Annotated in this window: 26 protein-coding genes, 3 tRNA genes, 1 other RNA gene and 2 pseudogenes; 11 read left to right on the top strand and 21 right to left on the bottom strand. The window is 35.6% G+C overall.

The window, feature by feature from the left end:
* Positions 1-7: 7 nt before the first annotated feature.
* The 9 genes and pseudogenes from AAGD51_RS00830 to AAGD51_RS00870 form a co-directional block, all read right to left on the bottom strand.
* Positions 8-830 (bottom strand): annotated as a pseudogene (locus tag AAGD51_RS00830) (IS5 family transposase).
* Between the two features lie 93 nt (positions 831-923).
* Positions 924-1,661, bottom strand: coding sequence for a putative folate metabolism gamma-glutamate ligase (locus tag AAGD51_RS00835; protein ID WP_341810472.1), 738 nt, complete (start codon positions 1,659-1,661; stop codon positions 924-926).
* A 1-nt stretch (position 1,662) separates the two neighbouring features.
* On the bottom strand, positions 1,663-2,142 hold the full coding sequence (locus AAGD51_RS00840; protein WP_006279286.1) for a dihydrofolate reductase: 480 nt from the start codon (positions 2,140-2,142) through the stop codon (positions 1,663-1,665).
* Positions 2,136-3,419 (bottom strand): dihydropteroate synthase, encoded by a 1,284-nt coding sequence (gene folP / locus AAGD51_RS00845; RefSeq protein ID WP_236514362.1) that lies wholly within the window; start codon positions 3,417-3,419, stop codon positions 2,136-2,138. Before folP ends, AAGD51_RS00840 begins: the two co-directional genes overlap by 7 nt.
* Positions 3,416-3,802, bottom strand: coding sequence for a dihydroneopterin aldolase (locus tag AAGD51_RS00850; protein WP_007548841.1), 387 nt, complete (start codon positions 3,800-3,802; stop codon positions 3,416-3,418). Before AAGD51_RS00850 ends, folP begins: the two co-directional genes overlap by 4 nt.
* 39 nt (positions 3,803-3,841) lie before the next feature.
* Complete coding sequence (locus tag AAGD51_RS00855) at positions 3,842-4,498, bottom strand: CADD family putative folate metabolism protein (RefSeq protein WP_265040736.1); 657 nt, start codon at positions 4,496-4,498, stop codon at positions 3,842-3,844.
* A gap of 78 nt (positions 4,499-4,576) precedes the next feature.
* A tRNA-Ile gene (locus AAGD51_RS00860) sits at positions 4,577-4,653 on the bottom strand.
* 42 nt (positions 4,654-4,695) lie between these two features.
* The gene (trxA, locus tag AAGD51_RS00865; protein ID WP_006279168.1) at positions 4,696-5,019 is read right to left on the bottom strand and encodes a thioredoxin; all 324 of its coding nucleotides are present in this window, start codon (positions 5,017-5,019) and stop codon (positions 4,696-4,698) included.
* A 116-nt stretch (positions 5,020-5,135) separates the two neighbouring features.
* Positions 5,136-5,756, bottom strand: a complete 621-nt coding sequence (locus AAGD51_RS00870) for a ribonuclease D (protein WP_010962900.1) — start codon at positions 5,754-5,756, stop codon at positions 5,136-5,138.
* Positions 5,757-5,936: 180 nt separating this feature from the next.
* Between AAGD51_RS00870 and AAGD51_RS00875 the strand changes: the two genes are divergently transcribed.
* The 5 genes from AAGD51_RS00875 to AAGD51_RS00895 all read left to right on the top strand — a co-directional run bounded on the left by AAGD51_RS00875 (position 5,937) and on the right by AAGD51_RS00895 (position 7,857).
* Positions 5,937-6,009, top strand: a tRNA-Gly gene (locus tag AAGD51_RS00875).
* A gap of 512 nt (positions 6,010-6,521) precedes the next feature.
* Entirely contained in the window at positions 6,522-6,680 is a 159-nt protein-coding gene (locus AAGD51_RS00880) for a hypothetical protein (RefSeq protein WP_236514364.1), read from the top strand.
* Positions 6,665-7,213 (top strand): transposase, encoded by a 549-nt coding sequence (locus AAGD51_RS00885; protein WP_236514365.1) that lies wholly within the window; start codon positions 6,665-6,667, stop codon positions 7,211-7,213. Before AAGD51_RS00880 ends, AAGD51_RS00885 begins: the two co-directional genes overlap by 16 nt.
* Entirely contained in the window at positions 7,207-7,599 is a 393-nt protein-coding gene (locus AAGD51_RS00890) for a transposase (RefSeq protein WP_236514366.1), read from the top strand. The genes AAGD51_RS00885 and AAGD51_RS00890 overlap by 7 nt, the downstream gene beginning before the upstream one ends.
* 105 nt (positions 7,600-7,704) lie before the next feature.
* A complete protein-coding gene (locus AAGD51_RS00895) occupies positions 7,705-7,857 on the top strand; it encodes a hypothetical protein (protein WP_182319668.1) in 153 nt (50 codons plus the stop codon).
* Positions 7,858-7,941: 84 nt separating this feature from the next.
* Here AAGD51_RS00895 and AAGD51_RS00900 read toward each other — a convergent pair whose 3' ends face one another.
* The 3 genes from AAGD51_RS00900 to ffs form a co-directional block, all read right to left on the bottom strand.
* Entirely contained in the window at positions 7,942-8,256 is a 315-nt protein-coding gene (locus AAGD51_RS00900) for a YbaB/EbfC family nucleoid-associated protein (RefSeq protein ID WP_320157281.1), read from the bottom strand.
* Between the two features lie 21 nt (positions 8,257-8,277).
* A complete protein-coding gene (gene dnaX / locus AAGD51_RS00905; protein ID WP_236514368.1) occupies positions 8,278-9,879 on the bottom strand; it encodes a DNA polymerase III subunit gamma/tau in 1,602 nt (533 codons plus the stop codon).
* A 21-nt stretch (positions 9,880-9,900) separates the two neighbouring features.
* Positions 9,901-9,990, bottom strand: an RNA gene (gene ffs, locus AAGD51_RS00910) — signal recognition particle sRNA small type.
* A 112-nt stretch (positions 9,991-10,102) separates the two neighbouring features.
* On the opposite strand from ffs, the gene AAGD51_RS00915 reads away from it, so the two are divergent.
* Together AAGD51_RS00915 and AAGD51_RS00920 are read left to right on the top strand one after the other, a co-directional pair.
* Positions 10,103-10,453 (top strand): WPE palindromic element domain-containing protein, encoded by a 351-nt coding sequence (locus AAGD51_RS00915; protein WP_265040734.1) that lies wholly within the window; start codon positions 10,103-10,105, stop codon positions 10,451-10,453.
* Positions 10,450-11,103, top strand: coding sequence for a glutathione S-transferase family protein (locus AAGD51_RS00920; RefSeq protein WP_065094500.1), 654 nt, complete (start codon positions 10,450-10,452; stop codon positions 11,101-11,103). The genes AAGD51_RS00915 and AAGD51_RS00920 overlap by 4 nt, the downstream gene beginning before the upstream one ends.
* A 1-nt stretch (position 11,104) precedes the next feature.
* Here the strand turns inward: AAGD51_RS00920 and AAGD51_RS00925 are convergent, their stop codons facing one another.
* Positions 11,105-11,752, bottom strand: coding sequence for an O-methyltransferase (locus AAGD51_RS00925; protein ID WP_077188316.1), 648 nt, complete (start codon positions 11,750-11,752; stop codon positions 11,105-11,107).
* Between the two features lie 250 nt (positions 11,753-12,002).
* On the opposite strand from AAGD51_RS00925, the gene AAGD51_RS00930 reads away from it, so the two are divergent.
* The gene (locus AAGD51_RS00930) at positions 12,003-12,281 is read left to right on the top strand and encodes a DUF2671 domain-containing protein (RefSeq protein WP_006279425.1); all 279 of its coding nucleotides are present in this window, start codon (positions 12,003-12,005) and stop codon (positions 12,279-12,281) included.
* Between the two features lie 144 nt (positions 12,282-12,425).
* The gene (locus AAGD51_RS00935; RefSeq protein WP_007548562.1) at positions 12,426-13,808 is read left to right on the top strand and encodes an IS66-like element ISWen3 family transposase; all 1,383 of its coding nucleotides are present in this window, start codon (positions 12,426-12,428) and stop codon (positions 13,806-13,808) included.
* A gap of 35 nt (positions 13,809-13,843) precedes the next feature.
* On the opposite strand, the gene AAGD51_RS00940 is transcribed toward AAGD51_RS00935, so the two are convergent.
* From AAGD51_RS00940 to AAGD51_RS00975, 8 genes and pseudogenes are all read right to left on the bottom strand, one after another.
* Entirely contained in the window at positions 13,844-14,626 is a 783-nt protein-coding gene (locus AAGD51_RS00940) for an Rpn family recombination-promoting nuclease/putative transposase (RefSeq protein ID WP_316659033.1), read from the bottom strand.
* A complete protein-coding gene (ltrA, locus tag AAGD51_RS00945) occupies positions 14,623-16,170 on the bottom strand; it encodes a group II intron reverse transcriptase/maturase (RefSeq protein ID WP_006280223.1) in 1,548 nt (515 codons plus the stop codon). Before ltrA ends, AAGD51_RS00940 begins: the two co-directional genes overlap by 4 nt.
* Positions 16,171-16,207: 37 nt before the next feature.
* Positions 16,208-16,351 carry a hypothetical protein gene (locus tag AAGD51_RS00950; protein WP_173862902.1) on the bottom strand — a complete coding sequence of 48 codons (144 nt, stop codon included), beginning with the start codon at positions 16,349-16,351 and terminating at the stop codon, positions 16,208-16,210.
* A gap of 454 nt (positions 16,352-16,805) precedes the next feature.
* Positions 16,806-17,051 (bottom strand): annotated as a pseudogene (locus AAGD51_RS00955) (PD-(D/E)XK nuclease family transposase); the annotation flags it as partial.
* A gap of 199 nt (positions 17,052-17,250) precedes the next feature.
* A protein-coding gene (locus AAGD51_RS00960) for an IS630 family transposase (protein WP_236514338.1) occupies positions 17,251-18,262 on the bottom strand; the annotation gives its coding sequence in 2 pieces (ribosomal slippage) (positions 17,251-17,799 and positions 17,801-18,262; 1,011 coding nt in all).
* 144 nt (positions 18,263-18,406) lie between these two features.
* Positions 18,407-20,227 carry a glutamine--fructose-6-phosphate transaminase (isomerizing) gene (gene glmS, locus AAGD51_RS00965; RefSeq protein ID WP_077188156.1) on the bottom strand — a complete coding sequence of 607 codons (1,821 nt, stop codon included), beginning with the start codon at positions 20,225-20,227 and terminating at the stop codon, positions 18,407-18,409.
* A gap of 80 nt (positions 20,228-20,307) precedes the next feature.
* Positions 20,308-20,679, bottom strand: coding sequence for a preprotein translocase subunit YajC (gene yajC / locus AAGD51_RS00970; protein ID WP_015589055.1), 372 nt, complete (start codon positions 20,677-20,679; stop codon positions 20,308-20,310).
* 137 nt (positions 20,680-20,816) lie between these two features.
* Positions 20,817-20,893: transfer RNA gene (locus AAGD51_RS00975), tRNA-Asp, on the bottom strand.
* 191 nt (positions 20,894-21,084) lie between these two features.
* Between AAGD51_RS00975 and rpsB the strand changes: the two genes are divergently transcribed.
* Together rpsB and tsf are read left to right on the top strand one after the other, a co-directional pair.
* The gene (gene rpsB / locus AAGD51_RS00980; protein WP_010962661.1) at positions 21,085-21,933 is read left to right on the top strand and encodes a 30S ribosomal protein S2; all 849 of its coding nucleotides are present in this window, start codon (positions 21,085-21,087) and stop codon (positions 21,931-21,933) included.
* Entirely contained in the window at positions 21,914-22,774 is an 861-nt protein-coding gene (gene tsf, locus AAGD51_RS00985) for a translation elongation factor Ts (protein WP_006279981.1), read from the top strand. The genes rpsB and tsf overlap by 20 nt, the downstream gene beginning before the upstream one ends.
* The last annotated feature ends 8 nt before the right edge of the window (positions 22,775-22,782 follow it).

Consider the following 22,782-nt stretch of genomic DNA (forward strand, 5'->3'; position numbering starts at 1 on the left):
CAGTAAATCAAGCATATTCCCTACTTAACATAACTTTACTCATAGCCAGATATATGAAACTTTCAGTAGATGTTGTAAGTAAATCGTACTCCTTTGATAGCCTTCTATTTCTATTGATCCAAGCAAAAGTCCTCTCTACCACCCACCTTCTCGGCTGTACTGAAAATCCAGGATCCCGTTGTGGCAATAGTTCTAGTGGTGTATCTTTATGCACCCAAAACCTACATGGAGGCCTTTTGACAATTTCAATATCTATCCCATATTCTCTCTTTACGTAATCCTTTAAATCTTTTCCTTGGTATCCCATATCAGCCCACATTTTCTTAATATTGCTGTATTTTTCCTTCATATTGTCCAATGCCATCTTCACCCCATCTCTGTCATTTTCGCTTGCAGCTCCTACATAGCAACCAAGCACAAATCCTTGAGTATCTGTGATTATATGTCTTTTTCTCCCCTTTACCTTTTTCGCACCATCATAACCTTTGCCCCCCCTTTTTCCGTGGTTTTTACCGATTGACTGTCCACTATGCATGCGCTCGGCTTCCCATTTTTGACCTACTATATTTAGTGATATCATAGTTCATTTTCTCAAAAATTCCCTGCTTTTTCCATCTTCTAAACTGTTCATGCACAGCCTTCCACGGCGGAAAATCGTGTGGTAAATAGCGCCATTGACATCCTGTGCGCAGTATATAAAGAATTGCATTTACTATCTCACACTTACTGTATTTTGGTGGCCTTCCTCCTTTCTTGTACGATACTCTGAAGTGTTTTTCTATTCTTGCCCATTCCCTTTTACTTAAATCTGTTGGATATTTTTTCCTCATCTCTTACCTCAATATTCTTTCTTTATATACTACGTATTCCTTGGTTTGTGGACAACCTCTAAGAAGTCTAATAGCAAATTTTTAAGTTCCTCTTTAACTCTTTAACCAGCGGGCTCGCATGAGGAGAGGAGAGTAAAGGTCCTCTTCCATAGATATCTTCACACTTTTTTCTTCTTCTGTAGTTGGCGGATGAGTAAGAAAGTGAACCTTTGGTGCACCACTAATTATTGCCATCGGTGTTTGCTCTGCCCCTTCTCCCATAACTAAAACAGCAGATGTTGCCAGTGCATCAAGAAGATTGACTTGTGTTACTTGCAGTGGTTGATTATAAAGATCTGGCTTGCCTATATAGGAATAAAGTGGTTCAAATCCACACCAACCAAGAGCAACGCCCGTAACCCCAAGGCGCATAGGTGTTATGTTACTATCTGTAATCAAAATACCAAGATGTTTTATGCAGTGTTTTGTCTTGAGATAGTTCCATATTGATAGAGCTGTTTTCTGAACATCCTTTGGGTATAAAATATACATTTCATTACCATTTGATTCATCAATACCAGCAGATGGAATTAAGATATTGTTTTTGATTGTTAAATAGATGCCGTAAGAATTATGGTCTACATCAACAATTGCATCAGCTTCTCTTTTGATTAGCTCTTCTTTAGAACAAGCAGTTTTGCAAACCACTTGTTTTTGACAAATAGAAATGATTTTTGATGTGATAGCAAGAACAACTTCCTCTCTTAGCAACTCTGAAACATAGCGATCAAGAACCTGCTCTAATACTTCTCCACATTCAATGCGGTGGGTATAAATTGCTTCAACATGCATATTAACGTGTCAGCTTGCATATAGTATAATCTTTTGTTTGAGCAAGAGCGGTTTTATACCATCCATCAAGAAGTGTTAAGTTGAAATATACATCACCTTTATAAAGTCTGTGAATTTCTGTTATGATAAACTCTGAAATTAGATCATACTCCAAAAAAAGGTGCGCTATTTGTGCTCCACCAATCATGAAGACTTTAGAACTACTTTGGATTGACAAAAACTCTTGCATAGAAGAAATAATAGTGCATTTTACTCCTCTGTTAAAACAAGAATTTAATTTGTTACGAGAAAAAACAACAGGGATACGATCCTTCAATATGTTTTGAGGCATAGTTTCAAATGTTTTTCTTCCCATAACAATAACTTGTTTGTCAGTCACCTGACGAAAATGATCTAACTCACTTGGATAATGCCAGGGCAATCCATTATTTATTCCAATTACCCCCTTGGGATCAACAGCCATAATTCCGATAACTAGCATCCCTGTAAAGCAGCTTGAGCTACAAAGAATCGCATGTGATCACGCACATTATGCACTCGAAGGAAATCAACCTTGTTGTGCAATGCAGATGATAAAGCAATTGTTTCTAAATCTCGGTTAAAGACAGGTTCTGTAGAAAAAGAAGAAATAAATGACTTTCTAGAATGACCAACCAGAACTTTGCAGCCAAAATTTTGTAACGTTTCTATACTGCGTAAAATCTGGATATTCTGGTACATAGATTTGCCAAAACCAATACCAGGATCAATAATGATCGAGCTTTGATCAAAACCTAGAGCTAGTAATCTATTAATGTTCCTTTCTGCCCAATTACTTATGGTATCAATTGGATCAATGTCACTTGGGATAATGTTGTCACTATGTGGTGGTATGGAGAGTGAATGCATAATAACGATACTACATCCACTGCTAGCAATCGCTTTTAAGGTATTATCATCTAGATCTCCCTTCTGATCGTTTACCCAGGCAATGTTGTAGTGCTCCAAAACGTTCAAAATAACATCTAGCCAGAAACTATCAATGCTGACTTTAATGTCACCAACTTTCATATATTGATTAAGGTCATCAAGCACTGGTTTTAAGCGTGCATACTCTGCTTTTGGAGTTTGTATTGAGGAGCCAGGTCTTGTTGATTGAGCACCAAGTTCAACTATGCTTGCACCATCTGATAACAGCCGCAGTGCCTGCTTGGTTGCTTGATCTGCATCATAATAAAGACCACCATCTGAAAATGAATCAGGAGTAATATTGACAATACCTATAAGCTCTGGTGAAAGCGTAAAACTCCTTAAAAAGCAATCCTTAATGTTAGGGTTAACAGTACCAAACGTTTTGTTAACTACTGCCATGGGACTCAGCATTGCCATCAAGTGAAGCAAAAATGGTCTGTTTATCAATTCTGGGTGAGGAATCTTAAGGTAGGGTGTATCAAGTGTCAGGTCATCCCATAACAAAATATCCAAATCAATAACGCGAGGTGCCCATTTTTCATAGACCTGCAGACGGCCAATGTCACATTCAATTTGTTTAAGGCCCTTTAACAGCTCTTCAGGAGAAGAAGAACAACTTCCATACACAACCATATTTAGAAATGGCCTGTCCCACCCAGGTGGAGCATCATTTGGTAAAATAGCCTTAGTTTCCAGAATAATTGAAGATTTTAAATTTTTAAAATAGCGTTCCTGCAGTAACTGAGCAGCCTTTTGTAAATGGGAAAAGCGATTCCCCATATTTGAGCCAATAGAAATGTAAATCATTCTTGCAACGCATTACGATAAGTAAAGAAAACACCTCCATGCACACTGGGGACAGGTGGTGCAACTTTGTGAATAGTTACGCCTATAGAAGAAATAATAAGCTTTTTTTGCATCACAAGGTTATTAATGGTCCTGTATATATCATGAGTTAAATGCTCGATTAAGTTGAATTGCTTGCTTTGAACGAGAGATTGAATACTCTGAACTACCTCCAAGTAGCATATAGTATCCTCAAGCCGGTCAGTTGTAAGTCCTAAAGGGGGGGATTTAAAGGTAAAATCAATATTAACACTAACTAATTGAGAATGATACTTCTCTTCTGCACTATAGCCTAAATGAACCCAAAGCCGTAAGTCAGATATAAGAAGATTACATGCAGACATTGCATTCCAACATCACTGAGTTTAAGCTACTTACAACTACTAACACACGCTAGCATTCATCATTCCATCAAGAAAACCCCACAAGAGCCTTGCTCCCTTTTGAGCACCCTGCATAACTTTATCTTGCTCTTTTTCATCTAGATCTTCAATAAGATTTGCACATTCCTCAGAATGCCATTCATCAGCATGCATATGGACCGTAAAAAATTGAAGAGAACGCTCATCACTTATTGAATAGTGTTTTTTTAAACCTTCAATTTTAGACTTAGAAACCTCTGGAGTTTGACGTTCATAAGCATAAAGTGCACCCAAACCGGAAGCAAAATCTGATCGTACAATATCAAAGTAACCGTCAACTAATTCTTGTGTCTCCTTAACTTGTGCATCTTCAAGAAGATCAGACCGTGCTACTCCAAGTCCTTCAGCAAAACGCTTCCATAACTCTGGATGATTTTCATCACCTTGTTCTTCTTCTATCAAATTACCAAGCAAAACCTGTCGCATTTTTAGATCTGGGCACAAAAAATGTATACCACTGATATAACGAGGAAACGCAGCAACGTGGTGATAATATTCTTTAGCATAGGTTTGTAAAGCTTGCAAGCTTAAGCTTCCTGTATTCCATGACTGGTAAAATGGATAATTTAGTAAGTGCAATTCATCTAACTTGTTATTTAGAGACTTAGTAAATTCCATCATTTCCCCCATTACATTAATATATAGTTCATATACTATAGTTTTCTCATTGTTACGATCATGCTAAGATCAATACAATGGTGGGATTGGTAGGACTCGAACCTACGGCCAATTCGTTATGAGCGAACTGCTCTAACCGACTGAGCTACAATCCCTTTTATCAATATTTATAATACACACAAAAGCAAATTTGTCTATTAGCTTATTTCACTATCAACCCAACTTGACAAATCATTTGTTGCACCAATTTTGCGTGCAATTTCCTTACCATCTTGAAATATGATTAAAGTGGGTATAGATTGCACTCCATACTTACTTGGCACTTCAGTCCCTTCATCTATGTCGAATTTGCAGATCTTAATCTTGCCTTTTCTGTCTTTAGCCAATTGTTCGATACGTGGCATTAGACTTTTACATGGCCCACACCATTCTGCCCAAAAGTCTATCAGAACAAACCCTTTATAGTCAGTGACTTCAGATTTGAAATTTTGATCATTTACCGATGTAATATCATCACTCATAAAATACCTAAATTTTTGTAAAATATAGCGTATCTATTAGCAGTTAATCAACTAAATTCTTACCGCAGAGCTTGAAAAATTGCCCTAAAGTGTTTTGCACAAACAAAAAACTTCTATTACATCTGGTGGTTAAAGATATCCACGTTTTCCCAACCCATTAAGTCTAACTCAATACGAGTAGGAAGAAATTCAAAGCACTTTTGGGCCAATTCTTTTCTATTTTCACGTTCCAGCATTAAGTCTAGCTTTTCCTTTATCCTGTGGAGATACAAAACATCAGATGCAGCATAACTTTTTTGTTTGTCTGTTAAATTTTCATTTCCCCAATCAGAAGATTGCTGCTGCTTATTTAGTTTGGTATCAAGCAGCTCTAAGCACAACTCTTTTAAGCTATGATTATCTGTGTAAGTACGAACTAAACGTGAAGCTATCTTTGTGCAATAGCACGGAAGTGCCCAAGTTTCCAAGTAATAACGTATTATGCTTACATCAAATCGCGCGAAGTGAAATATTTTAGTTATATTTTTATCCTCTAATATTTTTCTCAAATTTGGCGCTGTATAATCGTTCTTGAGTTGAACTAAGTGAGCGTTGCCATCATTAAAAGAGAGCTGCACAAGGCATAATCTATCTCTGCTATGAAGTAGCCCCATTGCCTCGGTATCAACAGCTATAGACCTTATATCATCTGGTATTGAACTAGCTGGCAAGTCGTCTTTATATAAAAATATTCCCATAAAATTAATACATTTTTTGGCACAATTGAAAACCTATGATAATCAAAAATGAGTCTTAAGTATACGAAAAGATCATAGAAGGAACCACGCAAATTTATGGGCTCTCACATTTTTCGTGTACACGGGGTTTACAAATCGCTGTATATGCCTATAATTAAGTAAATTTAGGTTAATTTAATTGCGGGAGTAGCTCAGTTGGTAGAGCGCAACCTTGCCAAGGTTGAGGTCGAGGGTTCGAACCCCTTCTCCCGCTCTTTGCTTTCAAAATCATTTCGTCAAAAATCCCTTGACAAACTCCGCCAGCCCCCTTATCATGAAACTGAAGCTATTTATTTATCTTCTCTGTACAGATTAAATGACAAAAAAACTCACGTATCTGGCGTCCCATGTTTAATTTTTTGCACTATGTGCACCTTATGTCTTTATAAAATTTCTAGGTTTTTACCTAATATAAGCTGAAATGCGCTATTTAAAACATCAAAAAACGCCGATTTAAAAAATGGATAGTGAATAACTAGCTACCCTAGGGTTTCTTTTGCCTTTTTTTCTGTTTAGTAAATTTCTTAATGTTTATAATTTAGATTAGTTGCGGCTTAAAAGCAACTAAATCGCGGTTATTAAGCGTTTAGAATAAAAAAACGCCATACTTGAAAGTATAATGTAAGTAATTAGCCAACCACGGGGCTTCTTTTGCCTTTTTTTTCGTTTGGTAAATTCCTTAATATTTATAGCTAAGAGAGCCCAAGAGAGGTGTCATTCCAGCGCGTGACGCTGGAATCCAAAAAAAAGGATGATGTCATCCCAGTGCGTGACACTGGGATGGCTTTGTTGCATCGCTCAAGTGAAAAGAACTGGCAGTTACTGACAAAATTCATTATAAATAGCCATTTAACTGTTGAAGAAAAAATATGCCACAAAAAATGAGAGTCAGTAACTGCCATGAATATAACAAATTTCTCCAAGAAAGAGGAAGCATTTTTTGTTATATCAATGACGCCATAGAAAATTGGTACGAGAATTGTCCAAAAATGCAGGGCGGCAACTATATTTATAGTGATAAAGTTGTGATTTTGGTGCATATAATCGTCAGTTTCTTTAGAATTGGTTTAAGACAAACAGTCGGGTTTATAAAAGGGTATTTGCAACAAATAGGAAGAGATTTGGCAGTTATCAGCTATTCACAAGCATCAAGAAGGTTTAAGAAACTTAATATTAAGATAAATGATTGCAGAATTGATAAAAATAATATGGAAGATATCGAAATTGCTATAGACAGTACAGGAATTAGTATATACAACAACACTCCTGGTCACAGCAAGGAAAATAGCACTGACAGAAAATATCGTGGCTATGAGCAAACGAGAAAATTGCACGTAATGTTGAATATAAACAACAAAAAAGCCATAGCTGTAAAATACAGTAACGGTCTGATCACTATGGAGCTTGTGATTTGCTAAAAGAAGTTGATTTTCAGCATGCCATAAAAGCACTATATGCAGATAGAGCATGTGATAGGCACAAGTTTTATAAGTTGTGTAACAAATATGATATAAAGACAAAAATTCCACCAATAAACAATGCGGCAGAACATCCAGAAATAGATTATATGTCTGACAGGAATGCTGCTATTAGGTTAATAAAATTATACGGTGAAGATGGCATGAAAGAATGGAAAAAAGAAGTAAATTATGGGAAAAGATCTTATATTGAAGGGTTTTTCTCAAGATTAAAGCAAATATTCGGATTTAGTTTTAGGAATAAATCTGAGATAAATCGAGAAAAAGAACTAAATGCTATTTGCTTAATAAATTCACTGATATTGGTATGGCTAAATTTGAGATAGTTACATGAATTTACCATAAATCACCATCTCATAAAGTGTGATGCAACAAAGCCCACTGGGATCCAGGAATTTTATTAAGTTGGTAAGCATAAAAGTAGCCGTTTTATGTTAAAGCACAACGTTCTTGATGAGATTACGGCAAGGCTGGATTCCAGTGTCAAGCACTGGAATGACATCGTTTACTATGTGATATCGTGCCATATTGCAATGTTTGTACAGTTGTGGAATGAATCACGGTATGACGTAGGGCTATGCTAGTATAGGTACATTATATGAAGAAGTACTAGCGTTGGGAATATTAGAAAAAAAATACTTACACTAAAAGAAACTTCAGTAGTAAATTCAAAAAGGAAGTTTAAACCCAGATGGTAAACCCATCATACCTGCAAGATCAGAAGTTGCATTCGCCATATCTTCTTCTGCTTTTTTAACGGCATCATTAAACGCTGCTGTTACTAAATCCTCTACTATATCTTTTTCCTCATTTCTCATAAGTTCTAAGTCTATGTTCACCTTTTTAGCTTTATAGCTACCTATTTTTATGACTTCCATTAATACAGAAACTTTGCCACCACCAGAAATACCTTGAAACTCTTTTCCAACATATTTTTCTTGAGCTTCTGCAAGCTTTTTTTGCATCTCTTGCGCTTGTTTCATTATTTGACTAAAATCCACAACTTACTCCTTATTTTCTATATTAACTACTTTTGCACCTTTAAACGTGTCAAGGATATCCTTAACTGCAGGTGCATAATTTAAATTACTCACTTCCCTGTTTATATAACCTGTATCAACTGCAATAACCCACTCTTGCTGAGTCACCTGGCTTAAGTAATTTTTTAAATCATTGCAAAAATTACTATCCAACTTAGATACAGCTTTTAATTTTAAATATCCAGGTTTACAATCTATTAATTGTAGATTATTACACAGTTGTTTGTAAAGATAAATTTGGTTACTCCGCCTTAATAGTTGCAAAATCTTATCAAAATCGTAATTTTGTTGTTTATTTTCCACATGGATCCCAGTGTCAGCTACTCGGATGACAGAGTGGGGTTGTTGTTTACTTTCCACATATTTTTTTGGATCCGAGTAGTCAGCTACTTGGATGACAGAGGGGGAAGGTGCAACAGGTCTGCCCTGTCTATTTCCTTGCTCTACATTCTGTGAAAGAATTTTTTTGATCACCTGTTCTGGAGAAGGTAGATCAGAGAGATAGCAAAGACTAATTAGCATCATTTCAGCAGCAACATCGTTGCATGTTGAAGTTTTTATATCTTGAATACCTTTAAGCAACACCTTCCACAATCTCGAAAAAAATATTAAAGATCTCTTTATACTTAAATCTTTTATCCTATTCTTTTCATGCTCTGTAACTACACTATCAATCTCTTTCGTAATTAAAAAACGGCATATTAACTGAATTGTTTGCAATAGACCTTCAAAAATACTAAGTGGGTTTGCTGTTTTTATCGCCTTGTCAAACACTGATAGAGCTTTTTGTAAATCACCATCTAATATTGCTCCTAATAGATCGAATATAATATCTTTATCCACTAGGCCAAGTATGTCTGTCACATTTTTAGTGGATATTGCACCATCTTTGCTATATAGCACTGCTTGATTCATCAAAAACAAGGCGTTACGCATTGAATTTCCAGAATGTCGTGCAATTAATTCTAATGCTCCCTTTTCAATGGAATAACTCTCTTTTTGTGCAACATCATTTAAACGTTCCACTATTTTAGCTACAGGAATGTTGTGTAAATCAAATCTTTGACAACGTGCAATAATAGTTATTGGTATTTTTTTTATTTCCGTAGTTGCTAAAATGAACTTTACACTAGATGGTGGCTCTTCTAGGGTTTTAAGTAATGCGTTAAATGCACTGCTGGATAACATATGTACTTCATCTATAATGTAGACTTTGAATTTAGAGCTTATAGGTGAATAGCAAATATCTCCCAGGATTACTTTAATATCGTCAATGCTAGTGTGACTTGCCGCATCGATTTCAATTACATCTGGATGGCTTGAATTTTTTATTGCTAGACAATTTTCACATGATCCGCAAGGTTCAAAAATTGGCCCCAGGGAACAATTCAAACATAAAGCTATTATCCTTGCAGTGGTGGTTTTACCAACTCCACTACTACCAGAGAGCAGTATAGATTGTGGGATTTTGTTTAAAATAAAAGCATTTTCTAATACACGCACTAATATATCTTGACCTACTAGATCTTTGAAGCTACTAGGACGATGTTTTAATGCTATATTCATAGCCTCGGATAAAACAAATAATGAAATAGGTATGCAACCCAAAAAGGTTCTGATATGGCTGCTTCATTTCTGATCTGACCAAATTACAGAGTTTTTGCCTGCATACCTTATAAAATATTATACTTTTTTTTTTATTTAGCAAGGTATATCCTATATTAGTCTTATAATTTATATGTTAGACCTCTTGCAACATTACTTTAAAATAAACGAGAAGTTAGCTGTCATGCAAGTCACTACAAGATTGTCACTCCAATGTTTATTTATGTCATTTCAGCGCTTATTTATGTCATCCCAGTGCCTAGGCATACAGCTGTATGAATGTTGTGATATAAGAGCAATTTTTACCGAAAAGGATGTCATCCCAGTGCTTGACTACTTGGATCCAGAAAACTTAACTGTAAATGAGCGCACTAGGCAATTGTATAACAAGAACTGGATTCCAGTGTCAAGCACTGGAATAACACCACCTGCTACGCAAACTTCTGTGGACTACAAAGAAAGTTCGTACAGTTGTAGGTCAAGCCATAGAGTAACAAAAAAAGGATATTGGTATACCAAAAGAGGAACATTATGATTTTATATCATTTTCCTCTTTGTCCATTTTCACGAAAAGTTAGAGCTTTTCTAAAAGAAAAAAAATTAGGCTGTGATCTAGTGTATGAAAATCCGTGGGAAAAGCGGAATGAATTTATGGAGATCAATCCAACCGGGCAAGTACCAGTGTTAATAGATAATAACTTTGTAATAGCGGATAGTAATGCCATTTGTGAATATATAGAAGAGACTTACAATAGCGACGTCAAATTACTTGGTTCATCCACTATTATTAAGTCTAAAATACGCGCTCTAATCAATTGGTTCGATAACAAATTTTACAATGAAGTTACTAAGTATATTATGAATGAAAAAGTAATTACTAACCGCAGCCCTGACTCTAGATTTCTTCATGCAGCTCAGCATAACCTGCCTTGCCATATGGAATACATCGAACACTTAATTAACAAGAACGTTTGGCTTGCAACTGATAAGTTCACTTTAGCTGATATTACTTTAGCATCGCATATTTCCGTAATGGATTATGTAAGTAGTTTTCCATGGGAAAAAAGTAAAATTTTAAAAGAATGGTACTCCATTGTTAAATCAAAGCCTTGTTTTCGTGAGATATTATTAGAGAGGATTTCTGGTTTAATCCCTCCTAAACATTATGCTGACCTTGATTTTTAACTTATGTTAGCTTTAAAGCTACAGTCATTCCTTCATCAGTTGGAATCAATATAGAGAAATATTTTTTTTCATCTGATAATCTATTATTAAACTCCCTCATGGCATGCCATGATTTTTCTGATACTTCTTTTGGAGGCGATTCTAAAAATACTGTGTTAAACAGTAGAGTGTTATCTGCAACGATTAGCCCATCTTGTTTAATGTATGACTCTGCCCAATCTAAATACTCAGGATAACTACTTTTGTCAGCATCAATAAATATCATGTCAAATGGTGCTTTTGCTGATAATTCATTAATTTTTTCCAGTGCATCGCCTTCTATTAGAGTAATTTTATCACTTAGATTAAAAGCACTAAAATTTTTTTTTGCTATTCTTGAGTGTTGAGGATTATTTTCTATTGTATATATATGACCGTCTTTTAGTAGAGCTTTTGCCATGCAAATCGACGAGTAACCGTATAACGTGCCAATCTCAACAATACTTTTGATTTTTTGGATTTTTATAAATAAACTTAATAGCTTTCCTTCTTCAGGGCCAATTTGAATATGTTGCTTTTTTTCAAGAATACAATATTCTTCTATTTTTTTATATTCTTTTGCAAATAGATTTCTTATGTATGACAATTTTATACTAAAATTATTACGCATATATTATAAATTAGGGAGACTTAATTCATACACAATTTATAAATATAATAATATAGTTTAAAATAATAAAAACATTTATTTTAAGTTATTATTTCATAGTATAAAATTTTAAGTGACAAAAATTATTATATATCGTACTATAGTTAACTAGTATAATAAACAGTCGATTATTATGCTAGAATTAAAGGGATTGTTTATGCGCATTTCTCTTTTTAAAATATAATTTTTATAATCAATTAGAGGGGGTTATATGTCTTATACTATTGCTGGTGAAGTTGAAACGTTAAACAAAAAATCTAACAAGAATGAAGGGGTTATGTTACTACATAATCCAGCTTATCGTGAAAAGTATAAAGAACGTTTTGATGAAGCTCAGAGAAAAGTTATGGATATGGTTCAGTTTTATGATGGGACAATAGTATTAATAGAGAATAAAATCGCTATGTATTACTACACTTGGCACAGTAAAAAAAGAGAGTTTGAGCGTAAAAAACAACAAACAGTAGTGAAAAACAATGACTCAGCATAGAGTCTTTTATATGGTAAGCTACAGTGGTATTACTTCACTATAGCTTTTCCATATAATTTATCTATCGTATCCGTTCAGCGGAGTGGCAGAATAAGGTAGACAAGGTGATCTAAAAAGATAATCATAGAGCAAAAGTGAAATAATATGGTAAACCTTTTAGAACTTTGCAAAAATTTACAGCAAAAAATAGAAAGGTTAGAAGCAAAAATAGAAAGATTGGAAAAAGAGAATGAAAGTTTAAAAGCAGAAAATAAGGCTTTAAAGATAGAAAATGCTGAGTTAAGAGAAAGACTCGGTTTAAGCTCAAAAAATTCATCAATACCAAGTTCCAAAGAGTTGTATAAAATAAAAAAGAATAAGCCGAAAAGCGAAAGGAATATTGGCGGTCAGGTTGGTCATAAAGGAAGTTTTCGCGCCAACATGGATGCAGATAAAGTAGTAAAGATAGAGTTGCCTAATACTTGCGAATGCGGAGGAGAAATTGCAATATGTGAAAAACCATATATTCATCAGAAAGTTGATCTTCCAGAAATCAAGCCTTATGTAGTGGAATATCAGTTAGAACATGGCCGTTGTCGGAGATGCGGAAAGAGAAGAAGTAGCAAGTTACCGGAAGGTGTTACGCCAGATACATTTGGTCCAAGGGTTAAGTCAATAATTGCAGCGTTCAGCGGATTCTACAAAAATTCAAAACGCGAAATAGCGAGTGTCGTAAATGATATCTTCAATTTGAACATAAGCGTCGGTAGCATATCAAATAGTGAACATAGAGTTGCTTCAAAATGCAAAAAAATGTATGAGCAGATCGAACAAGAGATAAGTAGGAGTAAAGTTCTACATATTGATGAAACGAGCCATTATAACAAAGGTAAACTCGCTTGGTGTTGGATGTTTGCAAGCAATACGGCAAGTTTTGTAAAATTTACAGAGTCAAGAGGAATGAAAGTTTTACAAAATAGTAAATTCTGCAATCGCAATAGCTTGGTAATAACTGACAGGTATGCAGCATACAATTATTTTGCCGATAAAAACAGGCAAATCTGTTGGGCACATTTATCAAGAGATTTTGAAAGATTAGCACATAGTTGGAATATTGAAGTTAAAGTTCTGGGTTGTTACTTGAGAAACGTGGCCACTGAATTATTTGCACTAAAAAAAGCTTTACTAAAAAGTGAGATAGATGTTTTGAGGTTTGTCAGACGTGCCAGAAAATTAAGAAAACGTACAAAGTATTACTTGAAGGAGATATCTCGTTTACCTGAAGCAATTGGAGCCTCTCGAGTTGCAAAAAATGTTCTGAGATCTGAAAGAATGATGTGGAAATTTTTAGATGACCCAGAAAATATTCCGCTGACAAATAACCACGCTGAACGGCAAATTCGGCATTATGTCGTTTATCGCAAAAACTCATATTTTACACAATCAAAGCGGGGAAATACATTCCTTGAGCGGATAATTTCATTATACTTAACTTGGAAACAAAGGGGTCTCAATCCTTTCCAAAATCTCCTATCTATTGTTTCTTAAACCACTCTCCTGAACGGATACATAAACGTAACTGTTCACAGATTTCCACTTAATTCTTCAATCTCACTAATAGAAAGGCCAGTAAACTTAACAATAGTGTTGACATCAACATTATTAGCCAGCATTGCTTTTGCGACTTCAATTTTCCCTTCAATTTTCCCTTCAATTTTCCCTTTCTCTATACCTTTTTGTATACCTTTCTCTTCAGCAAGATCAAGTCTGTATTCAAGAATAGCTTCTTCTTTGCGTAGATCCATTATCCTTTCTTCATAGGCTACTAAATCTTTTTCGTTCCAACGAAACTTGTCTAATTCATCATATGCTAGCTTTATTATTGGCGCTTTTTCTGCTATCTCTTTTAAGTCCTCTTCTGTTGTTTCTTCTGCGTATTTAAAAAAGAAACACCACCTTTCTACTATACTTTCTAACTGCTCTACTTTATTTTTTGCGAATTTAGGCAACTCAATAAAGACAAACTGAAAATCTTTTAAGTAATGGCCGTTAGTTTTTATATCACGTATATTGTGAGTAGAAATATAATCAACTTCTTCAGGAAGTAAGTTACAATTTGATATAGCAATAAAGAAGACTTTCTTTAAATCAATGTAGTTGCCAGATTTATCTAATTGTCTTGAGTAGGCTTTAGCGGCATATAATTGAGCGCGTTTTTCGAAGCCCTTGTCTCTAGCGAGCTGGTTAGGTAAGGAAGTAGTATTGCTACTACTCCCTCCCTTAGAAACGCAGCATGCAGGTTTCCCCACACTACGCTTGAGCCCCTTATCTAAGTCCTTCTTTTCTCGAACCGGCTTGTCCTTCATGATTCCTCAGAAAACATCATTCTTAATGGTGACACCAACAGTAGAGAACCTTCTCTTGAGAAAGAGCTTGCTAACATTTTTGTTTGTTTCACTCTTTCATCAAAATACTTTTTCCATTTTAAGTCAAGTGGATTTGCATCCGCCCTGATTTTAACATGTCGTCTGATAGGTATATCAATCAACCTAAGCAGTCTTAAATACCTTATCTCTTTCGGTTTGTTCTTGCATATGGGTGCAGCAAAGACCCATTGGCGTTGTTTCATTACCTTGAAGTAACGATTCTTTATCCAACGTAATCCTTTACGAGGATGTCTTTTCTTTGCCCATTTCCATAGAGCACACATAATTTCATGGTCTATTTTGTTAAAAGCTCTTTTCGCACACACATGGCTGTAGTAATTTCCCCATCCCCTTAATAGGGAATTGAGCAACTTGATTAGTACGGCCTGAGTGTTCGCTATGTTTGCCTTTATCAATGTACGTGCTTTATTAAGAAGTTTCTTAATACTTTCTTTTGAAGGTTTTATAATTAACTTCTTATTATACCTGCGTACATTACAACCAAGAAAGTCAAACCCTGTTGTAATAGATGTAATTTTTGTTTTCTCTTCGGAAAGGATAAGACCTCTCTCCTGAAGAAAGGACGATACTAGAGGTTTTACTTCATTTTCCAGTACTTCACGTGTGATTCCTGAAATGATAAAGTCATCTGCGTACCTGATTACATTTACTCCACTTCTGATTTTGCTTCTTCTTTTACTGCCAAGTTTACCAAATTGACTTTCCAATGATTTTTCAAGTCCATTTAGGGCTAGATTTGCTAGTATTGGAGAGATGATACTACCTTGTGGGGTACCTGCAGTTGTGGAATACAGAGTTTTTGATTCTAGGAAGCCAGCTTTTAACCAGCTATGAAGAATTTTCTTCTCCATAGGAATATGCTTCATGAGCCATTCATGGTTAATGTTATCAAAACACCCTTTAATATCACCTTCGAGTATCCATTGTAGTTGGTTACGGCTTGCCAGTAACAAGTGACAAGCCACAGTAGCGTCTGCGCAGGATCTTTTTGGTCTAAAACCATAAGAGTGACGATCACTGATCGTTTCAGCTATCGGTTCCAAAGCAAACAAGTATAATGCTTGCATGGCTCTATCTTTTATCGTAGGGATTCCAAGAGGTCTTCTTTTGCCATTAGACTTACTGATGTATATCCGTTTTAGCGGAGAAGGTTTGTATCCTCTTTGTTTTAATAGCTTTATTCCTTGAAATTTTGTGTTGCAAGTCGACCATATTTGACGATCTACACCTGCTGTGTTTTTTCCTTGGTTTTCAGTTACTCTCTTAACCGCCAAAGCTTTGCCGCTAAAAGAGCGTGTGAGAAGGTGTTGTAAAGTTTTCACCTTACCCCATCTGCCTTGTTGGACAGCCTTAACAATACGCCTCTGTAGCCTCATAACAACTTTTTGGCATTTCTTCCAGGGTAACTGGTTCCATGCTTCGGAGTTATTGGTAGGTGCACTTACAGTTGTACTTGTAATCATCTGCTTTCCTACCTTAAGTGGTTAACAAAGTTTCTTGTCATGAGGGACCAAATGGAAGTCTGCTCGTTTTCACGCGAATTAATGTTACAAATTCTATCCATTTCGTTACAAAATGGCATTCGCTTTCTCCATTATCCTTTACCTGCACATCCATCAGCATTCCTTGCGGGTTGCCTGCCATATAGGCGAAAATACAGGCTTATCCTGTTCCTTTTGTCATACAATAGTGGGTTAGGTGGCTTCTCTATACCGGTGGAATTATTATTTGCGTACATCCAGAAATGAAAAATGTAACTCATCCACATTACCTTTTGGTCGGAGCTTATCAGCATCTTTAGCTCTTTAATCGTTACGATACTTATGAAGCTTCACTTACGTTCACCATACCACTAAGCCTAGCCCTCCAACCACATGATGCTTGTAGTTTATGCTTTCTCTCACGATTGAGCATCTTCTTTATCAAGAGGAGGTTCATTGTCCGCGTCGCTCGGCACCAACTGGTTACCCAATTCGCACTGATGCGTAGACTCAGATGGCAAAACATCTGGTTCAATAAGCTTTAGAATCCTTTCAGTTTCTTTCTGAATGAATTCCTCTCCTTTTAAACAATATGACCGAAGGCTTTCAGGTCGCACCATTTCAATCACATACCTGGCCCCACTAGAATCCCTGCAAAGAACATCAACTATACTTTGTTTATCAGATGCAATTTCAGGATCCATTATAGTACTGAGGAATTCCACTTCTTGTATAGTATTTATCTCAGTAAACCCTAAAATATCATTCAAAAAATGTATGAGAATATTCTTATTTTTTTCAGTGCCAAATATTTTTTTGAAGGTCAAATCCAGCTTAGGGTCGAGAAACTTAGATAAAGCCATAGCCAAAGTGCTTAAAAATATTAATAATTATACACTATTATTAACAATTATTCAACCATATTTTTGAAGATAGCTATAGCTAACACGTCATAACCGCCACGAACCGTCATACCGCGATTCATTCGCGGTATCTCGGCATAGATTCCGCTAACTAGTAGCGGAATGACGATTGTGTATCGTGTTTTGCTAATACCAATTCTCATTGTTGTCCAGTCAAATAGGAAACATTGCAGAGTTGTTTAATTGTGGAGCTGGCAAGAGAAGTAATAAATTTGCACAAAGCACCCTCAAGTAGAGCAATTGTATCGTATATTTTATTGCGCAAAATGTTCTGTTTTATATATAACCAAAGCCTCTCAACAGGATTTAGCTCAGGTGAGTATGGAGGTAGGTATATAATGTCGATATTTTTAGGTACCTTTAAATTTTTTGACCTATGCCAACTAGCACAGTCCATAACGAGAAAAGCCTCTCGTGTTTCTAGATATTGCGAAATTTGCTCAAGAAATATGTTCATGCAATCAGTGTTGACATTTGGTGCAAATAAGCTAGAACTCTCTCGATTTCTAGGATTAACTGCACTATAGAGATAGAAATTTTGCCTACCTAATTTTGTTTTAACCTGTGTTCTAATCCCCTTTTTAAACCACCCATGTCCAACTTTTGAATGTGTGCCAAACCATGATTCATCAAAGAAAAATAGCTCTTTTTCTGGATACTTGCTAATAGCTCCATTGAGATTTTTTTTTGAATTCCTCTTGTTTGCTTTTATCTTGTCCATTATGAACTGGTCTTGGTGTAATATATGAGAATTTCATCTTTTGCATATGGCGGTGTACTGTAGATTTGCTGATATTTAATCCGAACTTTTCCTGGATTCTTATTCTCATTTCTTTAATGGTGATATTAGGATTTTCTTCTATCCACTCTTCAATTTGCTGTAGTTGAGCCTGATTTAATTTAGTTTTTCTACGACGTTGTGAAGGAGCAAACAGTTTTTCTTCTCTGCCAATTTTCAAGAGTTTTACCCACGAAGTTAGTGCGCTTCTTGAAATGCAATATATTTTTGCTACAGCCGTTATACTGTACTTTTTTGCTGCAATTACAGCATTTAGTTTTTTTGAAACATATGCATTATTCCTTACTTTCTTCAGCATTTCTTTTGCTGATTCTACTACTTTTTCATCCAATAATTTTGATCTTAATGCCATTTAAACCTCGCTATTTTACTTACTTCAGTATGGCTTTTCTTCCATCATTGTCCATCTGTTTGCCCTGTAATGGGAATTGGTATAAAAATCACAGAATGCAGTCTGGTTACCTTAATTAGAAGTTTAGCTTTAACTTTAAATGAACTACTCAACCGTGACAGACTTAGCTAAATTTCTTGGACAATCTGCATCTAACCCTTTTTTTGCTGCAGTAAAGTAAGCAAGGAATTGCATAGCAACACTGTAGATGATTGGAGAGATAAAGTTATCAGTGTCTGGAAGTTGCACCACATCTGCGCAAACTCCCCTTAGGAATGGCGCTCCTTGTTTATCACTGAAGGCAATTACTTTGCCTTTTCTTGCAATAATCTCTTGTATATTAGATAGCGTTTTAAAGAATAAATCATCATAAGGGATAATTGCTATAACAAGCACAGTAGAGTCTATTAAAGCAATAGAACCATGCTTCATTTCTCCCGCTGCAATACCAATGGTATTGATGTATGAAAGCTCTTTTATTTTCAATGCGCCTTCCATTGCAACTCCGTATGAACTTCCTCTGCCAATTAAAATAACGTTATTGTGTTCTAATATGCTGCCTGATATATGTTGTATTTTCATCACATTTAAAACATGCTCAACATACTTGGGAATAGAGTTAATAGCGTTGCTTAGCTGTTTTATTCTCTCTCCACCCAGTATACCTTTTATTTTTCCAAGCTCCGCGGCAAAGCATGCTAAAGTTGCAAGTTGCGCAGAAAAGGTTTTTGTTGAAGCAACACCAATTTCTTGCCCAGCAAGAGTATGTAACACAATATCTGAGATCTTTTCAATGCTGCTGCTAAATGTATTAGTTATACTTATGATTGTTTGCTTCTGTGATTTCGCATAACGCAGCGCTTCTATGGTATCTGCAGTTTCGCCAGATTGAGAGATAAATAACCCAATGCTGCCTTCTTCCAGCTTGACGTTGCTATACCTAAATTCTGATGAGATTTCTAGATATACTCGAACTTGAGCGACATTTTCCAGCCAATACTTTGCTATTAGCCCAGCAAAATAAGATGACCCGCATCCAACTATAGTAATGTAACTCAGCTCAGAAAACAATTTTTTGTTAGCAAATATTACCTCTTTATATTGCTTGTAAAATTGATTTATTGTTTTGTTTAATGCACGCGGTTGCTCAAAAATCTCTTTTAACATGAAGCTAGGGTAACCATTTTTGCTAATTAGAAAATCACTTGGACTACTATTTTCTATACTGCGTTTAACTTGTGTACCATTGTTGTATATACTAACTCCACTAGATTTTATCACTGCAATGTCATCATCTTCCAAATGCGATATTTTTTCCACAAATGCACTTAAAGCATTAGAGTCAGATGCAGCAAACACTGTGTTACAGTTATAGCCTATTGCTAAAGGCAAATTTCTCTTCGCAACAAATAAGGCGTCTGGATATTCTGCAAATAATAAGACCAAGGCAAATGAGCCGTGTAGGTTGTTTAAACACTTAAATAGAGAATCAACTGGCGACAATCCTTCATCGAGATATAAGGTTAGCATGTTTGGTATGATCTCTGTGTCAGTGTCAGTATGGAATGACATGCCCCTTTCTTCTAGGCCCTTTTTTAGCAGATTGTAATTCTCAATTATGCCGTTATGAGCAACAACAACGTTATTTGTACGAATGGGGTGAGCATTTTTAAGGCCTGGGACTCCATGTGTAGCCCAGCGAGTATGTGCTATACCAACTGTACTGTGAGACATCTTGCTGTCATCAACAACTTCACATAACCTTTCGACTTTACCTTCTGATTTTTTGACTTCTATCTTACCTTCGTTATTTATGATTGCTATACCTGAGGAATCATATCCCCTATATTCCAATTTTTGTAACCCAGTTAGTAAGGTTGGTATTACTGAATCACCGCTACTTACTACACCAAATATTCCGCACACAAATGGATCACCAAACAAACTTTTTTCTAAACATGTTAAGCATTTTTGCCTTTATTACTGGTTGATTTATATTCTTTTTATCATTCTTTCGATTTTACCTTTTTAATTGGTTTAGCTGCTACTTTTTGAGTTTCTTTGCTTAAAACCTCAGATATAGCGGACTTTAGAACTTTTATCTCAACTTTTGGTGCTATTTCTATTATAAATTGTGCATTTGCCTCATCAACTTTATTAACTTCACCTATTATTCCACCAGAAGTAATGACTGTATCACCACGTTTTATTTGATCTATCATCTTTCTATGTTCTTTTAGTTTTTTTTGTTGCGGGCGAATAATGAGAAAATAAAATACCACAAATATTAAAATCAATGGAGTAAAACTAGCAAAAGATGCGCCGATACTTGATGTATTGCTAGTTGCATCTGCTGCAAAAACTTCAGAAATGAGCATATTTAATCCTAATTGTTAATGATAAAAACAAACCTATTTAAGTATTAATTACAATACCATGCCATGTCAAGTTTGGTGAAGGCGTTTCTCAATACCGGCAATAATACTGCGAATTCTAAGTTATGCTAAAACTAATATGGCGGGAGTGATGAGACTTGAACTCACGACCTCATGCGTGACAGGCATGCGCTCTAACCAACTGAGCTACACCCCCCTAATTTCTTTTTAGCGTTTTCGGGCTTCAACTTTAAAGCTAATAAACATGTTGCCCTTTGTCAATATTTTTTGTTTGCGCTTTGCTGTCTTTTCTATTACTATGTAAATAATTTAATTTCACACATGGCTTGTACAAGTAGTCCCATTAGGGTTATGCCATGGAAGATAAACTATTTGGAGGAATGATATATGACAAATTTGCCTAAAGTCACTGTGCGTGATTTAGCTGAATCTGGTGTACATTTTGGTCACAAAATTAGTCGCTGGAACGCAAAAATGGCTCCATACATATATGGAGTGCATCAAGAAAATCGTATACATATAATTGATTTGCGAAAAACACTACCATTGCTACAGGTGGCCATGAAGGCTTTATATGACGTTGCATTTCAAGGTGGTCGCATTCTATTTGTTGGTACAAAGTTTCAAGCTTTTGATATTATTGCAAGTGAAGCGATTCGTTGTGGTCAATATTATGTGAATCATCGTTGGCTTGGTGGTATGCTTACTAATTGGGGCACTGTTTCTTCTTCGATAAAAACCTTGATGCAATATGAGAAAATATTAAATGACGAGGATAGCATTTTAACAAAGAAAGAATTGGGAAACATTGAAAAGAAAAAGCAAAAGCTTGATAAGGCGCTTGGCGGTATTAGAGAAATGGGAGCAATTCCTGATATCTTATTCATCATTGATACTAATAAAGAGCATATAGCGGTTAAGGAGGCTAAGAAGTTAGGAATTCCAATAGTTGCAATACTTGATACTAATTCTGATCCAGATGGTATTACTTATCTAATACCTGGAAATGATGACTCAAGAAAATCAATAGAGCTCTATTGTAAATTAGCTACCGACTCTATATTAGCTGGAATAGAGTCTAGTCTAGCAAAATCTGGAGTTAAGATTGATGATATAAGGGGTGATGAGTTTATTCAAGAAAAAGAAGATGGTATTGTGCAAACTAAAAGGAGACGTAGTAAAGTTTACAAAGAAGAAGAAAGGGAGGTAGTAACAAATGAAGATGAATCCAGATGATATAAGAGAATTACGTGATAGAACAGGGCTTGGCTTAAGTGACTGTAAAAAAGCATTAGAAGAATGTGATGGTGACATTAAGAAAGCCGTTGATAAGTTACGTACAATAGGTCTTGCTAAAGCTGACAAAAAATCTGATAGAGTAGCTTCAGATGGGCTCGTTGCTATGTGTTTGACTGAAAATTGTGGTGTATTGATTGAACTCAATTGCGAAACCGATTTTGTCGCAAGGAATGAGAAATTTATAGAGTTAGTTTTAAATTTAGCATCAATTGCTCATCAAGAACGCTGTACTAGCGTTGATGAGTTAAAAAATGCCAAGTATGAAAGCATTGGCACAGTGCAGGAAGCTATTATGAATGGTACGTCAGTTCTTGGTGAGAAGCTAGAGTTAAGCAAGCTTTGTTACTTAGAAGCTAAGGATGGAGTTATTGCTGGCTACGTACATGGTGATGCGCATGGCTTAGGTAAGATTGGTGCTTTAATTGCATTGCAATCATCTGGTGATAAGGCGAAGCTACAAGAGATTGGGAAACAAATAGCTATGCATGTAGTTGCTATGAAGCCTGAAGCCTTGTCTATAGATGATTTAGATCAAATGAAGTTGAACAACGAACGTTCTATAATTGAAGAGCAAGTGAGGAGCTTAAATAAACCTGAAGAAGTAGCAAAAAAAATAGTAGATGGACGAATGGCTAAGTACTATGAAGAAGTTGTTTTACTGGAGCAAAAATTTATAAAGGATGATAAGATGAAGATTTCTGATTTTATAAAATCAAGCGAGTTGAGTGCTGTTAAACTCTCTAATTACAAGTTACTTGTTTTGGGTGATGCAGATTAAATAGCAAA

Origin of the sequence: Wolbachia endosymbiont (group A) of Volucella bombylans (genome assembly GCF_964026965.1) — a bacterium.
GTDB classification, from domain to species: Bacteria; Pseudomonadota; Alphaproteobacteria; order Rickettsiales; family Anaplasmataceae; genus Wolbachia; species Wolbachia pipientis.